This window comes from Mycolicibacterium litorale (genome assembly GCF_010731695.1).
Taxonomy (GTDB): domain Bacteria; phylum Actinomycetota; class Actinomycetes; order Mycobacteriales; family Mycobacteriaceae; genus Mycobacterium; species Mycobacterium litorale.
In genome coordinates this window covers 5,483,543-5,497,891 of record NZ_AP022586.1, presented here as the reverse complement: position 1 = coordinate 5,497,891, position 14,349 = coordinate 5,483,543, and the positions used below count along the sequence as shown (strand labels likewise).

Below are 14,349 nucleotides of genomic sequence, written 5' to 3'. Positions count from 1 at the left end.
CTCGTCCTCTCAGGCCTTCGCCGCCAGCTCGGCGGCCTTGTCGGCGCCTTCGTCCATGGTCTGCGCCAGCACCACCAGCGGGTGGTTCGCGTCGGCGAGGATCTTGCGGCCCTCTTCGACGCGGTTGCCGTCCAGGCGCACCACGAGCGGCTTGTTGGCTTCCTCGCCGAGGATCTCCAGCGCCTTGACGATGCCGTTGGCGACGGCGTCGCATGCGGTGATGCCGCCGAAGACGTTGACGAACACGCTCTTGACCTGGCTGTCGCCCAGGATGACGTCGAGACCGTTGGCCATCACCTCGGCCGAGGCGCCGCCGCCGATGTCGAGGAAGTTGGCCGGCTTGACGCCGTCGTGCTTCTCCCCGGCGTAGGCGACCACGTCGAGGGTCGACATGACCAGGCCCGCGCCGTTGCCGATGATGCCGACCTGCCCGTCGAGCTTGACGTAGTTGAGGTCGTTCTCCTTGGCCTTGAGCTCGAGCGGATCGGTCGCGTCGCGATCCTCGAACTCGGTGTGCTCCGGGTGGCGGAAGTCGGCGTTGGCGTCGAGGGTGACCTTGCCGTCGAGCGCCAGGATCTGGTCGTCGGGGGTGCGCACCAGCGGGTTGACCTCGACCAGCGTGGCGTCCTCGGCGACGAAGACCTCCCACAGCTTGGCGATGGTCACCGCGGCGGCGTCGAGAACCTCGGCGGGCAGGTGCCCCTTCTCGGCGATCTCGCGGGCGAACGCCTCGTCGACACCCTTGGTGGCGTCGACGGCGATGCGCGCCAGCCGGTCGGGCTTGGTGGCGGCGACCTCTTCGATCTCCATGCCGCCCTCGACCGAGCACATGGCCAGGTAGGTGCGGTTGGCGCGGTCGAGGAGGAACGAGATGTAGTACTCCTCGGCGATGTCGCTGGCCTCGGCCACCAGCAGCTTCTTGACGACGTGGCCCTTGATGTCGAGGCCGAGGATGTTCTGCGCATGGGTGAACGCGTCGTCGGGGGTCGCGGCGTACTTGACGCCACCGGCCTTTCCGCGGCCGCCGACCTTCACCTGAGCCTTCACCATCACGGGCTTGCCGATCTCCTCGGCGATCGCTTTGGCGTCTTCGGCGGTATCGGTCACCCGGCCAGGCGTGGTCGGGACGTTGTGCTTGGCGAACAGCTCCTTCGCCTGGTACTCGAAAAGGTCCATGGACTCACTGTCTGTCTGCGTTGACGGTCGCGTTATATGTCGAAGGTTTGCACCCGAGGGGCTCGTGGGAACTTTATCCGCACCGCCTGAGCCGGTAGTCACCGCCCACCGCTGATGTGGGAGATCTCACCGCGGCCTCAACGTGATACACCTCACAATCCGGCCCGGAATTACTGCACGGGTTGCCACAAACATTGGGGTTTGGTTAACGTGCCATCTGGTCTTGATAGGTAACGGATAGATCACGACAAAGGATTCTTCAGGTTGGCAGCGCATCGTTCGTCCCGGTCCCGCGAGGGAGTCTCGACGAATGCCCGCCCGCTCCAGGCGATTTCAATCCCCGCCGAGCGCGCCGCAGAAGTGACCGACATCATCCCGTTCAACGAGTTCGGCGATCTGGACGACCTCGATTTCCGCGACAGCACCGCCTTCGACCGTGAAGCGCAGGTCATCGGCGCTCCGGAACTCGACGACCTGCACGACACCGACGACCTGATCCCGCTCCGGCTGGCGATCCCCGCGCAGTTCCGCGCCGGCGGTGACGCCGCGGATGCCCCGCGCCGCTCACGCGCCTACCGCGACAGCCACACCGACGTCAGCGACGGCACCGCCGCCACCGACATCATCGACCTGCGCGCCCGCCGCGGAGCGCACCGCAAGGACGTCGAGGGCCCGATCAAGAGCCGTCTGGTGATCGCCGCGATGGCCGCAGGCGCGACCGCCGCAGGCGCCTACTCGATGACCCAGAACTCCGCCCCGGCCACCACCGACACGGTGCTGGCCGCCGGGTCGACGACGGTCGAGGGCGCCTCGATCACCGGTTCGGTCGACGGTATGCAGATCGTATCGGTCGCCTCGACCGCCAACGCGTCCGTGCACACCGAGGAGATCCAGAAGGCGGCCGCGTTCGCCCAGGAGCGCGCCGAGCGCGAGGCGCGCCAGCTGCGGCCCCTCTACGTGATGCCCACGAAGGGCGTGTGGACGTCCGGCTTCGGCTACCGCTGGGGTGTGCTGCACGGCGGTATCGACATCGCCGGACCGATCGGCACGCCGATCCTCGCAGCCGCCGACGGTGTCGTGATCGACGTCGGCCCGACCGCCGGTTACGGCGCCTGGGTCAAGCTGCGCCACGCCGACGGCACGGTGACGCTCTACGGCCACCTGAACACGTGGTCGGTGAGCATCGGCGAGCAGGTGATGGCCGGTGACCAGATCGCGACGATGGGCAACCGGGGCAACTCGACCGGCCCGCACCTGCATTTCGAGGTGCTGCTCGGCGGGTCGAACCGGATCGATCCGGTGGGCTGGCTGTCCAAGCGGGGCATCACCACCGGCAGCTATGTTGGCTGAGTGAGCGCAGCTGACTCGACTGGCCACCCAGGCGATCCGGCCCAATCCTCTCAGCAGGACGATCCGAAGACCAGCATCATCCGCCGGCATCCGACCGGCGCGAATCCCGTGCCTTCCGCGCCGCCGCAACACGATCCGCCGACCGGCATCATCCGCCGTCACCCGACCGGCGGTCTGCCCACCGTCGGCCAGGAACCGCAGACCAGCTACATCGAACCGCCCGCCGTCGAGGACGGCACCCAGACCTCCTACATCCCGCGGCCGCGTCCGGTGGAGATCCCGCCGACGGGGGTGACCGCACATCCGCGCACCGCGGTCGCCGCGGCGGTGCTGGCCATCCTGTCGGGGTGGGCCACCGCCGTCATCGCCACCGATCTGATCGCCGGGTGGTGGCAGACCGATCGGCTGTTCTGCGTGGCCATCGGCTTCCTCACGACGATCTCGGCCGCCGCGTCCATCGGGGGGCTCGTCACGCTGCTGCTGCGCCGCCGGATGAGCCGGCTGCTGATCGTCGTCGGCTGTGTCATCGGACTGCTGATCTTCGGCAGCCTGTTCGTCGCGGGCGCGAAGTTCCCCTGGATCGTCTACGCCATACCGCTGCTGCCGCTGGCCGCGATCGTGCTGACACTGCTGCCCAGCACGGCGCGCTGGGCACAGTCCCCGTAGCTACAGCTTGGTGACCGGCGCGTGGTTGTGCATGAGCTTGACGCGGCCGGCGCTGCCGAAGTCGATCAGCGACATCGCGGATTCCCCGACACCGGACACCTCTTCGACGCGGCCCAGCCCGTACTTGTCGTGGGTGATGCGGTCGCCGGGCTCGAGCACGATCAGCGGGCGCTTACCGGCACCGGGGCGCCCCGGTGCGGGCCGCCGCTGCTCGGCCGGGCCGAACCGTCCGGCGCCGCTGACCGGTGCGCTGAACGACGACGGGGCGGTGTCGGTACGCCGCCAGTCGATGAGTTCCTGCGGGATCTCGCGCAGGAACCGGGATTCCGGGTTGAGCATCGGCTGCCCCCACGACGAGCGCACCTTCGCGCGGCTGAGGTAGAGCCGCTGCCGCGCCCGGGTGATGCCGACGTAGGCCAGCCGGCGTTCCTCGGACAGTTCGGTGGGGTCACCGAGGGCCCGCATGTGCGGGAACATGCCGTCCTCCCAGCCGGTGACGAACACGACCGGGAATTCGAGGCCCTTCGCGGTGTGCAGCGTCATCATGGTGACGACGCCCGAGCCGTGCTCGGGGATGTCGTCGGCGTCGGCCACCAGCGACACCCGCTCGAGGAACTGCGCCAACACACCGGTGTCGGGCACATCCTCGTCCACCGGCTCGTCGAGGTCTTCGGCCAGCGCGGCGGCGTTCGCCCGGTCGATGCTGAATTCGTGTGCGACGCTGACCAGTTCGTTGAGGTTGTCGAGCCGGGCGAGGTCCTGCGGATCGTTGGACGCCTCGAGTTCGGCGCGGTAGCCGGTGCGTTCGAGCACCGCTTCGACGAGTTCGCCGAGTTCGTCGCCGAGGCGGCCGCGCAGTTCGTCGAGCATCTCGACGAAGCTCTTGATGCACTTCTCCGAGCGGGAGTTGAGCATCGGCACCCGGCCCTCGGCGGCGGCCTGCAGGGCGTCGTTGAAGCTGCCGCCGGTGTTCTCGGCGTACACCGCAATGCAGGCCTCGGCCCGGTCGCCGATACCGCGCCGCGGGGTGTTGAGGATGCGGCGCATGCTCACCGAGTCGCCGGGGTTGTCGAGCACCCGCAGATAGGCGACGATGTCGCGGATCTCCCTGCGCTCGTAGAAGCGGACGCCGCCGACCACCTTGTACGGGATGCCGGCGCGGATGAACACCTCTTCGAGCGCGCGGGAGCTGTTGTTGGTGCGGTAGAACACCGCGACGTCGTTGTAGGTGATCTCCCCGCGGTCGGCCAGCGCGTCGATCTCACTGGCGACGAACCGCGCTTCGTCGTGCTCGTTGTCGGCGACGTAGCCGACGATCAGCTCACCTTCGCCGGAGTCGGTCCACAGCCGCTTCTCGCGGCGGCCGGTGTTGCGGGCGATCACCGAGTTCGCGGCGTTGAGGATGGTCTGGGTGGAGCGGTAGTTCTGCTCCAGCAGGATCGTCGTCGCGTTCGGGTAGTCGCGCTCGAAGTCCTCGATGTTGCGGATCGTGGCGCCGCGGAACGCGTAGATCGACTGGTCGGCGTCGCCCACCACGCACAGCTCCGCGGGCGGTACGCCGTCATCTTCGGGGAGGTCGTGGCCGACCAGTTCCCGCACCAGCACGTACTGGGCGTGGTTGGTGTCCTGGTACTCGTCGACCAGGATGTGCCGGAACCGGCGGCGGTAGTACTGCGCGATCTGCGGGAACCGTTGCAGGACAGCGACGGTCTCGCCGATCAGGTCGTCGAAGTCCAGCGCGTTGGCCGCGCGCAGCCGGCGCTGGTACTCGGCGTAGACGTCGGCGATGATGCGGGCCAGGTCGTCGGCGGCCTCGGAGGCCTCGGCGGCGGCCTGTTCGGGTCCGATCAGCTCGTTCTTCAGATTCGAGATGCCGTTGGCCAGCAGGCGCGGCGAGTACTTCTTGGTGTCGAGCCCCATGTCCTTGCCGATCATCATCAACAGCCGGCGGGAATCGTCGGAGTCGTAGATCGAGAAGTTCGAGTTGAGGCCCGGCAGCAGCGAGGCCTGGTTGCGCAGGATCCGCACGCACGTCGAGTGGAACGTCGACACCCACATCGACCGGGCCCGCGGTCCGATCAAACCGACGACGCGTTCGCGCATCTCCGCGGCGGCCTTGTTGGTGAACGTGATGGCCAGCACCTGGCCGACGCCGACGTCGCGGGCGGCCAGCAGGTAGGCGATGCGGCGGGTGAGCACCGCGGTCTTGCCCGACCCGGCCCCCGCCACGATCAGCAGCGGCGAACCCTCGTGCAGAACCGCCTGGCGCTGCTGTGGGTTGAGGCCGTCGAGCAGCTCCTCGGGCCCGCCGTCGGGCCTGGATCTCGGTTCAGTCACGTTCACACTCATGTCTGTCCCAACTTACCGCCGCGCGGTGACACTCTTTGCGCTGGCACGGCCGCAAGTGGCAGACTGATCACCGTGCTTGACACGTGGCGATTTTTCTACGGGTACCGGCCTGCGGTGCCCGTGGTCTAGCTGCTTCCTTCAGCCCCGCGGTCCGCTTCCGGATCCGGGGCTCTTCTCTTGTGTGAGGCCCGAAACCGGATGAGACCAGAACCCCCACACAACGAGGAGTCAGAGATGAGCATCGAATCCGACCAGTCGCTCGACATCGACGACCTGCGCCGCGAGATCGACGAACTCGACGCCGCCATCCTCGCCGCCGTGCAGCGGCGCACCGAGGTCTCCAAGATCATCGGCAAGGCGCGGATGGCCTCCGGCGGCACCCGCCTGGTGCACAGCCGGGAGATGAAGGTCATCGAGCGCTACAGCGTGCTCGGCCCAGAGGGCAAGGACCTCGCCATGCTGCTGCTGCGCCTGGGCCGCGGCCGCCTCGGCCATTAGCGATTTCGGTGCACTCCGTTGCGCCTGGCGCGACGAACTACACCGAATTCACTTCTTCGACAGCGCCTCGGTGAGCCACGGCGTCAGCCATTCGACCGCCTCCGGCGTAGGATGCACGCCGTCGCTGCGCATCTGGATGCCGTCGACCCGGTTGGTGTAGTAACCGCGCGGTGAGAGCTTCTCGTTGAGGTCGAGCACCGTGACGTTGCGCCGGGTGGCGGCGGCCTCCCGCAGCAGGTCGTTCCACGCGTCGGCGCGGTCCGGATCGTCCTCCGGGTACAGGCTGCCGTCGGCCTGTTCGGCCCGCCGGTTGTAAGGCGCGGTGGTGACGACGACCCGCGCCCCCGTCGATCCCAGGATGTCGAGCGCCCGGTCGAGCTCACCGCGCAGGTAGGCGTCGTAGGCCGGGTCGCCGACGTGCGTCCACTCCCCCTCGTTGATGCGGTCGACGAGTTCCCAGCGGCCGATCATCAGCAGCACCACGTCGGGCCGGTCGTGGTCGATGCGCTGGGCCCAGCGGCTGGGCCAGGTGTCGCACTCCGGCTTCTGCGTCAGCGTCTGCCCGGTCGTTCGGTACGGCCCGCCGCGGGCGATCCCGCAGCCGATGGTCGTGTAGTTGCTGAAGTGCAGGCCCGGGGTCTCCGGCAGGTACCGCATCAGCGTCCACGCCACCGAATCGCCGAACACCGCGACGCTGCGGGTGCCCGGCGGGCGCTGCACACCGGCGGCGCCGATGGCCACAGGCCGTTCGGGCAGCACCGCGGCCGCCGAGGCGATGTCGAGCACGTCGGGCCTGGCGTCGTCGGCGGGCTGCACGCCGACGGGGACGACGGCCATCGTGACGACGGCGGCCGTCGCGGCGGTCGCCAGCGCGAGCGGCAGCTGCGGCACCGTCACCGGCCGCCACTGCCGGACCGGGCGTTCCACCAGCCAGTAGCTCAGCACCGCGACGGCCAGCGTCGCCGCGCAACGGGCGGCGAACAGCGGCCACCCGGTCCAACCCGTGCGTTCGCCGTTGAGGATCAGAAAGATCGGCCAGTGCCACAGGTACACGCCGTAGGAGATCGCGCCCAGCCACACCAGCGGCGGGCAGGCGAGCAGCCGGGAGACCGGGCCGCGCTGATCGAGCGCCACGGTGGCCACCACGAGCACCGCCGCCGCGGCCGTCGCGGTGAACAGTCCCATCCGGTACTCGGCCGGTGCGCCCGTCGCGAGGTGGGCCAGCGCCGTGAGTCCGGCCAGTCCGAGCACCGACAGCAGGCGGGCCGCCCAGCGGACCCAGCGGGCGCGGATCGGGGTGCCCAGGGTGACCGTCGACCAGTCGCGCACCAGCAGGGCCGCGGCCGCGGCGCCGATCAGCAGCGCCTGCACCCGGGTGTCGGTGCCGAAGTACACGCGGTTGGCCGCCGCGGCGTCCCCGGCCTGCGAGGTGAGCAGGACCGCGGCCGCCGCCGACCCGGCCGCGCCCGCGGCGGCCAGCGCGAACACCCCCCACCGCACGGCCCGCAGCGTGGGCGCCGCACGCCGGAACGCCAGCACCCCGACGACCGCGACCAGCAGCAGCGGCCACACGAGGTAGAACTGCTCCTCGACGCCGAGCGACCAGGTGTGCTGCAGCGGCGAGGGCGGGCTGCCCTGCGAGAAGTAGTCGGTCTGCTGCGCGACGAACGCCCAGTTGGCGGCCCAGAAGAACGCGGCGACGGCGTCGTCGCGCAGGGAGGTGACGGCGTCGGGCGGGAAGAACATCCGTACCGCGACGACGGCCACCACCATCGCCAGCAGTGCGGGCAGCAGTCGGCGCGCCCGCCGGATCCAGAACCCCCGCAGGTCGACGCGCCCGGTGCGGCCGAGTTCGTCGAGCAGCAGCGAGGTGATCAGGAAGCCGCTGAGCACGAAGAAGACGTCGACGCCGAGGAAGCCACCCGAGACTCCGGGCAGCCCGCCGTGATCGGCGAGGACCAGACCCACCGCGACGGCGCGGATCCCGTCGAGTGCGCGGATCTCACGGCGTCCTGCGGTGCCGCGGCGAGAGGGGGTCGCCACCGGCGCCACCCAGCGCCGGCGTGCGGCAACACGGACCGGCGCCGCAGTCACGGCAGTCACCTCTCCGACGCCCTCCCATATCTGTTCCGAGCATGGGAGTCTATGGCGGCAGCGGCGCCGGATCCGGCAGGCGCGCCTGGGATCAGTTCGTCAGCGCAATGTATTTCGTGTCGAGGTACTCCTCGATGCCCTCGGTGCCGCCTTCACGGCCGAACCCGGACTCCTTGATGCCGCCGAACGGCGCGGCGGCGTCGCTGATCACGCCGCGGTTCACGCCGACCATGCCGGATTCGATGGCCTCGGCGACGCGCAGCGCCCGGTCCAGCGACTGGGTGTAGACGTAGGCGGCGAGCCCGTATTCGGTGTCGTTGGCCGCGGCGACGCCCTCGTCCTCGGTGTCGAACCCGGTGATGGGGGCGACGGGACCGAACACCTCCTCCTTGAGGATGCGGGCGTCTGCGGGGACGTCGGCGAGCACGGTGGCCGGGTAGAAGTTGCCGGGCCCACCGGGGGCGACACCGCCCACGGCGACGGTCGCGCCGCGCGAGACCGCGTCGGAGACCAGCTCGGTCACCTTCTGCAGCTGCTTGGAGTTGATCAGCGGCCCCAGCTTGGACGATTCGTCGAGGCCCTTGCCGAGGGTGTACTCGCTCATCCGCTTCACCAGCTTCTCGGTGAACTCCTCGCGGACGGCGTTGGCGACGTGGAAGCGGTTGGCCGCGGTGCACGCCTCACCGCCGTTGCGCATCTTGGCCAGCAGCGCGCCCTCGACGGCGGCGTCGACGTCGGCGTCGTCGAACACGATGAACGGCGCGTTGCCGCCGAGTTCCATCGACGTGCGCAGCAGCTTGTCGGCGGACTGCTTGACCAGTGCCTTGCCCACTCCGGTGGAGCCGGTGAAGGTCAGCTTGCGCAGCCGGCCGTCGTCGACGAGCGCCTCGGTGACCGGGCCGGGGCTGCTGGTCGGCAACACCGACAGCACACCCTTGGGCAGGCCGGCGTCGGCCATGAGCTTGGCCAGGTACAGCATGGTGAGCGGCGTTTCCTGGGCGGGTTTGACGATCATCGTGCAGCCGGCGGCGAACGCCGGGCCCATCTTGCGGGTGCCCATCGCCAGCGGGAAGTTCCACGGCGTGATCGCGTAGCAGGGGCCGACGGGCTGCTTGGTGACGATGATGCGGCCGGTCCCGGCCGGGCTCGGGGTGTAGCGGCCGCCGATGCGGACCGCCTCCTCGGCGAACCAGCGGAAGAACTCGGCGCCGTAGGTGACCTCCCCCTTGCTCTCGGCGAAGACCTTGCCCATCTCGAGGGTCATCAGCGCGGCGATGTCGTCGGCGCTGTCGGTGATCGCCTCGAACACCGAGCGCAGGATCTCGCCGCGTTTGCGCGCGGGGGTGGCGGCCCATTCGGCCTGGACCGCGCATGCGGCGTCGAGCGCGGCGATCGCGTCCTCGGCGGTGGCGTCGCCGACCGTGGCGATCACCTGATCGTCGCTGGGGTCGAGCACGTTGAACGTCGACTTCGCCTGGCGTTCTTCGCCGCCGATCCACAGGCCGGTGGGGACTGACTTCAACAGTGCGGTGGTGTCCATACCTCCATCATTTACACCTTCGTTTCCGTCGCCGCACTAGGGTCTGGGGCATGGATTCCGATGCTCTGCAGATCCCCGACATCGCAGCCACCCCGGCCTGGCAGGCGCTGCAAGCGCACCACGATCAGATCGCCGGGACGCACCTGCGGGAGCTGTTCGACGAGGATCCGTCGCGCGGTACCGAACTCACCGTGTCGGTGGGCGACCTCTACATCGACTACAGCAAACACCGCCTCACCCGCGAGACCCTGCGACTGCTCGTCGACGTGGCCCGTGCCGCCGGTCTGGAGGCCAGGCGCGACGCGATGTTCTCCGGCGTCCACATCAACACCTCCGAGGACCGCGCGGTGCTGCACACCGCGCTGCGGCTGCCCCGCGATGCGCAGTTGACCGTCGACGGGCAGGACGTGGTCGCCGACGTGCACGAGGTGCTCGACCGGATGGGCGATTTCACCGACCGGCTGCGCAGCGGCGAATGGACCGGCGCCACCGGCGAGCGCATCACGACCGTCGTCAACATCGGCATCGGCGGCTCGGACCTGGGCCCGGTGATGGTGTACGACGCGCTGCGGCACTACGCCGACGCCGGGATCTCGGCGCGGTTCGTCTCCAACGTCGACCCGGCCGACCTGGTAGCGAAGCTCGACGGACTGAATCCCGCCACAACGCTTTTCATCGTCGCCTCCAAGACGTTCTCCACGCTGGAGACGCTGACCAACGCGACCGCCGCGCGGCGGTGGCTGACCGCTGCGCTGGGCGATTCGGCGGTGAGCAAGCACTTCGTCGCCGTGTCGACCAACAAGCGCCTGGTCGACGAGTTCGGCATCAACACCGACAACATGTTCGGTTTCTGGGACTGGGTGGGCGGGCGCTACTCGGTCGACAGCGCGATCGGGTTGAGCGTGATGGCCGCGATCGGCAAGGAGCGCTTCGCGGAGTTCCTGTCCGGATTCCACCTCGTCGACGAGCACTTCCGCACCGCACCGCTGGAGTCCAACGCGCCGGCGCTGCTGGGATTGATCGGGCTCTGGTATTCGAACTTCTTCGGTGCGCAGTCGCGGGCGGTGCTGCCGTATTCGAACGACCTGTCGCGGTTCGCGGCGTATCTGCAGCAGTTGACGATGGAGTCGAACGGCAAGTCGGTGCGCGCCGACGGCACCTCCGTCGTCACCGACACCGGGGAGATCTTCTGGGGTGAGCCGGGCACCAACGGCCAACACGCGTTCTACCAACTGCTGCACCAGGGGACGCGGCTGGTGCCCGCCGACTTCATCGGGTTCAGCGAGCCCACCGACGATCTGCCGACCGCCGACGGCACCGGCAGCATGCACGACCTGTTGATGAGCAATTTCTTCGCCCAGACGCAGGTGCTGGCGTTCGGCAGAGATGCGGCGGAAATCGCCCGTGATCTTCCAGCGGACACCCCCGCCGACGTCGTGCCGCACAAAGTGATGCCCGGAAACCGGCCGACGACAAGCATTCTCGCGACCAAGCTGACGCCGTCGGTGGTGGGTCAGCTGATCGCACTCTACGAGCACCAGGTGTTCACCGAGGGCGTCGTCTGGGGTATCGACTCGTTCGACCAGTGGGGGGTCGAGCTGGGCAAGACGCAGGCGAAGGCGCTGCTGCCGGTCCTCACCGGCGACGATTCGCCCGCCGAGCAGTCCGACACCTCGACCGATGCGCTGGTGCGCCACTACCGAGCGCAGCGAGGTCGATCGGCCTGAGCCGCGCGGAGCGCGGCCGCTCCGCCTGAGCCGAGCGGAGCGCGGCCGCTCCGCCTAGGCTTCGGGGTCCGGCTGGATCCAGCCGAGGATCATCGCGGGCAGGCATCCGCCGATCAGCAGGACGGTCAGCACCATCAGCCCGCCGGCATAGGCCATGTCCGTGTCCGTGCCGCCGGTCAGCGTTGCGCCGACGATCAGGTAGAAGCTCGGTATGAGCATCAGGTACTGCGTTGCGGTCAGACCGATCGAGCGCGCGCTGTTGCGTTGCTGCACCTCGTATTCGTCGAGCGCGGCCTGCGGCGCGTCGCCCTGACGGCCGGACACGATCTGCAGCACGGTCCAGGCCGGGAAGAACACCAGACACGCGGGCAGCCACAGGAGTGGCGCCCAGTCGACTCCGAACGCGCACAACACACTCACCGCGAACATGAAGGTGAACGTCGCGCTCAGCAGGATGACCAGGAGTCGACGCCGCGGTCGCGTGCGCCAGCTGGGCAGCAACCTCGCGTAGGTGCGCTCGTGCTTGAGGAACCGCCGCGTGCGGTGGTCCTGGTATCGGTCGATCAGAGTTCGGTCAGTCGGCACGGACGTCTCGGACATCGGGGTCGCCTCCTTGCGCTCGGTTCGTTCGTCGGTAGAGCTCGGCGGACAGTGGGACGAATTCCGTGCGGGAGAACACGGCCTCGACCGGCAGGTCGAAGACGTCGCAGATCCGGAACGCCAGGTCGAGGCTCGGGTAGTGGTCCCCGCGTTCCAGTGCGCCAACGGTCTGTGGGTTCACATCGACCAGTTCCGCCAGCTCAGCCCGCGACATGCGACGCTCGGCGCGCAGGACGCCGATGCGGTTGTGGATGGGAAGCGTTTTGCCCCGTCTCACCGGACTCATATAACGCAGTATTTGGAAAACCCAACGATATGTCAAGCGTTTACAACACTGCGCCCGACTTCAGTCGGGCCGGGCGGCTTCGGCGAGGGTGCCGACGACTACGCAGGCACGCCCGCACACGAGCAGGTCGCGCAGTTCGACGAGATGGACCAGACGCAGGACGGTGACCCGGACAAGCTCGCCGCGCTCCTGTACGACGTGGTGGCCGCGGGGGCTCCCCTCACCCGGCTTCCGGTCGGACCCGACGCGGCCGCGGCGACCGAGCGCCGCGTCGCGACCGACGCGGCCGAACTCGCACCGTGGCGAGAGCGTGCGATGGCGACGAATCTCCCGTGATTTCGGTGTAGTTGGTCGCGCTCACCGCGACGAACTACACCGAGATCACCCGAAGAACCTGGCGGGCAGCACCCGCATCAGCCGCACCAGCGGTGCCCACGGCCACCATGGCACCGCGGCGCGGCCGGCCTCCTTCTCGATCGCCCGGACCATCGCGGCGACGCCGGTCTCGGTGTCGGTCATCAGCATCGTCGAGGCGGATTTGGCGGTCATCTCCGATTCGATGTAGCCGGGTTCGAGGACGGTGACGCGGATCGGCCCCTTGGCGTACTCCGCCCGCAGCGACTCCCCCAGCGACGACAGCCCGGCCTTACTCGCGGCATAGGCCGCCTTCACGCCCGGCACACCCTTGTTTCCCAGCACCGACGAGATCAGCACGAGGTGTCCGCCGCCGGCGCGCGTGAACATCTCGAGCGCCGTCTCGATCTGCACGAGCGCGGCGACGAGGTTGGTCTCGATGGTCGCCTTGTTGGCCCACAGCTTGCCCGACCCCAGGGTCGCGCCCTTGCCCACACCGGCGTTGACGATCACGCGGTCGATGCCGCCGAGTTCGTCGGCGAGAGCCGCGAAGACCTTCGGCACCTGGTCGTGGTCGTTGACGTCGAGTTCGGCGACCGCAACCGTGATGTCCGGATACCGTTGCATGAGTTCAGCTTTCAGCGCGTCGAGGCGTTCGGTGCGGCGCGCGCAGAGCGCGAGGTCGCGACCCTTGGCGGCGAACGCACGGGCCATCCCGGCGCCGAGCCCGGAGCTTGCCCCGGTGATCAGGATCTTCTGTCGGGTCATGCGGGCAGCGTAACGGCGGCGATTTCGGTGCAGTCGATCGCGCCCACCGCGACCGACGACACCGAAATCACCACTACTTCAGCAGGCGCGACATCCGCCGGTCGGCGAGCACCCGGCCGCCGGTCTGACACGTCGGGCAGTACTGGAATGACTTGTCGGCGAACGACACCTCGCGCACGGTGTCCCCGCACACCGGACACGGCAGCCCGGTCCGCGCGTGCACCCGCAGCCCGGACCGCTTCTCCCCCTTCAGCGTCGCCGCCTGCTGGCCCACGGACCGGGACACGGCGTCGGTGAGCACCGAGATCATCGCGTCGTGCAGGGAGCCGAGCTGCGCGGCGGTCAGCTTGTTGGCGGTCGCGAACGGCGACAGCTGCGCGACGTGCAGGATCTCGTCGCTGTAGGCGTTACCGATTCCGGCGATCACCTTCTGGTCGGTGATGACGGTCTTGATCCGTCCGCCTTGCCCGGCGAGCAGCGCGCCGAGGTCTTCGGCGGTCAGCTCGAGCGCGTCGGGCCCGAGCGTCGCGATTCCGGGCACCGCAGAGGGATCCGGCACCAGCCACACCGCCAGGCGCTTCTGCGTGCCCGCCTCGGTGAGGTCGAAGCCGGGCGCGTGACCGGGTGTGCCGAGGTGCACCCGCAGCGCGATCGGTCCCTTACCGGGTTTCAGCGGCGCGGCGGCCAGTTTGTCCGACCAGCGCAGCCAGCCGGCGCGCGACAGATGGGTGATCAGGTACAGGTCGCCGGCCTGCAGGCCGAGGTACTTCCCCCAGCGGTGGGCGTCGGTGACCTCGCGGCCGTGCAGTGCGGTGATCGGCGGGTCGAACGTCTTGAGCACCGAGAACGCCGACACGTCGACGCGTCCGATCGGCAGTCCGACGGCGTGGCGCCGTAGATGGTCGGCCAGTGCTTCGACCTCGGGCAGTTCCGGCATGGGT

At 69.0% G+C, this 14,349-nt stretch carries 13 protein-coding genes; 5 read left to right on the top strand and 8 right to left on the bottom strand.

Annotated features, from left to right (window positions below; translation table 11 throughout):
* Positions 1-9 precede the first annotated feature (9 nt).
* On the bottom strand, positions 10-1,176 hold the full coding sequence (gene sucC / locus G6N30_RS26475; RefSeq protein WP_134055901.1) for an ADP-forming succinate--CoA ligase subunit beta: 1,167 nt from the start codon (positions 1,174-1,176) through the stop codon (positions 10-12).
* Positions 1,177-1,440: 264 nt separating this feature from the next.
* Between sucC and G6N30_RS26470 the strand changes: the two genes are divergently transcribed.
* Both G6N30_RS26470 and G6N30_RS26465 read left to right on the top strand, forming a co-directional pair.
* Positions 1,441-2,526 carry a M23 family metallopeptidase gene (locus tag G6N30_RS26470; RefSeq protein WP_163687830.1) on the top strand — a complete coding sequence of 362 codons (1,086 nt, stop codon included), beginning with the start codon at positions 1,441-1,443 and terminating at the stop codon, positions 2,524-2,526.
* Positions 2,527-3,192, top strand: a complete 666-nt coding sequence (locus G6N30_RS26465) for a hypothetical protein (protein WP_134055905.1) — start codon at positions 2,527-2,529, stop codon at positions 3,190-3,192.
* Here the strand turns inward: G6N30_RS26465 and pcrA are convergent, their stop codons facing one another.
* Positions 3,193-5,541 carry a DNA helicase PcrA gene (gene pcrA / locus G6N30_RS26460; RefSeq protein ID WP_134055907.1) on the bottom strand — a complete coding sequence of 783 codons (2,349 nt, stop codon included), beginning with the start codon at positions 5,539-5,541 and terminating at the stop codon, positions 3,193-3,195.
* A gap of 198 nt (positions 5,542-5,739) precedes the next feature.
* On the opposite strand from pcrA, the gene G6N30_RS26455 reads away from it, so the two are divergent.
* Positions 5,740-6,039 (top strand): chorismate mutase, encoded by a 300-nt coding sequence (locus G6N30_RS26455; RefSeq protein WP_134055909.1) that lies wholly within the window; start codon positions 5,740-5,742, stop codon positions 6,037-6,039.
* A gap of 48 nt (positions 6,040-6,087) precedes the next feature.
* Here the strand turns inward: G6N30_RS26455 and G6N30_RS26450 are convergent, their stop codons facing one another.
* Positions 6,088-8,142, bottom strand: a complete 2,055-nt coding sequence (locus tag G6N30_RS26450) for an SGNH/GDSL hydrolase family protein (protein WP_134055911.1) — start codon at positions 8,140-8,142, stop codon at positions 6,088-6,090.
* An 82-nt stretch (positions 8,143-8,224) separates the two neighbouring features.
* Positions 8,225-9,673: an NAD-dependent succinate-semialdehyde dehydrogenase gene (locus G6N30_RS26445; RefSeq protein WP_134055913.1), complete on the bottom strand. Its 1,449-nt coding sequence runs from the start codon at positions 9,671-9,673 to the stop codon at positions 8,225-8,227.
* A 50-nt stretch (positions 9,674-9,723) separates the two neighbouring features.
* Here G6N30_RS26445 and pgi point away from each other — a divergent pair, with 50 nt between their 5' ends.
* A complete protein-coding gene (pgi, locus tag G6N30_RS26440; protein WP_134055915.1) occupies positions 9,724-11,400 on the top strand; it encodes a glucose-6-phosphate isomerase in 1,677 nt (558 codons plus the stop codon).
* Between the two features lie 54 nt (positions 11,401-11,454).
* Here the strand turns inward: pgi and G6N30_RS26435 are convergent, their stop codons facing one another.
* Positions 11,455-12,000, bottom strand: a complete 546-nt coding sequence (locus G6N30_RS26435) for a hypothetical protein (RefSeq protein WP_134055917.1) — start codon at positions 11,998-12,000, stop codon at positions 11,455-11,457.
* On the bottom strand, positions 11,975-12,286 hold the full coding sequence (locus G6N30_RS26430; RefSeq protein ID WP_134055919.1) for a helix-turn-helix transcriptional regulator: 312 nt from the start codon (positions 12,284-12,286) through the stop codon (positions 11,975-11,977). The genes G6N30_RS26435 and G6N30_RS26430 overlap by 26 nt, the downstream gene beginning before the upstream one ends.
* Before the next feature lie 12 nt (positions 12,287-12,298).
* On the opposite strand from G6N30_RS26430, the gene G6N30_RS26425 reads away from it, so the two are divergent.
* Entirely contained in the window at positions 12,299-12,622 is a 324-nt protein-coding gene (locus G6N30_RS26425; protein WP_134055921.1) for a Rossmann-fold NAD(P)-binding domain-containing protein, read from the top strand.
* Between the two features lie 45 nt (positions 12,623-12,667).
* On the opposite strand, the gene G6N30_RS26420 is transcribed toward G6N30_RS26425, so the two are convergent.
* Positions 12,668-13,408 carry an SDR family oxidoreductase gene (locus tag G6N30_RS26420; RefSeq protein ID WP_134055923.1) on the bottom strand — a complete coding sequence of 247 codons (741 nt, stop codon included), beginning with the start codon at positions 13,406-13,408 and terminating at the stop codon, positions 12,668-12,670.
* Positions 13,409-13,481: 73 nt separating this feature from the next.
* A complete protein-coding gene (locus tag G6N30_RS26415; RefSeq protein WP_134055925.1) occupies positions 13,482-14,345 on the bottom strand; it encodes an Fpg/Nei family DNA glycosylase in 864 nt (287 codons plus the stop codon).
* Between the last annotated feature and the right edge of the window lie 4 nt (positions 14,346-14,349).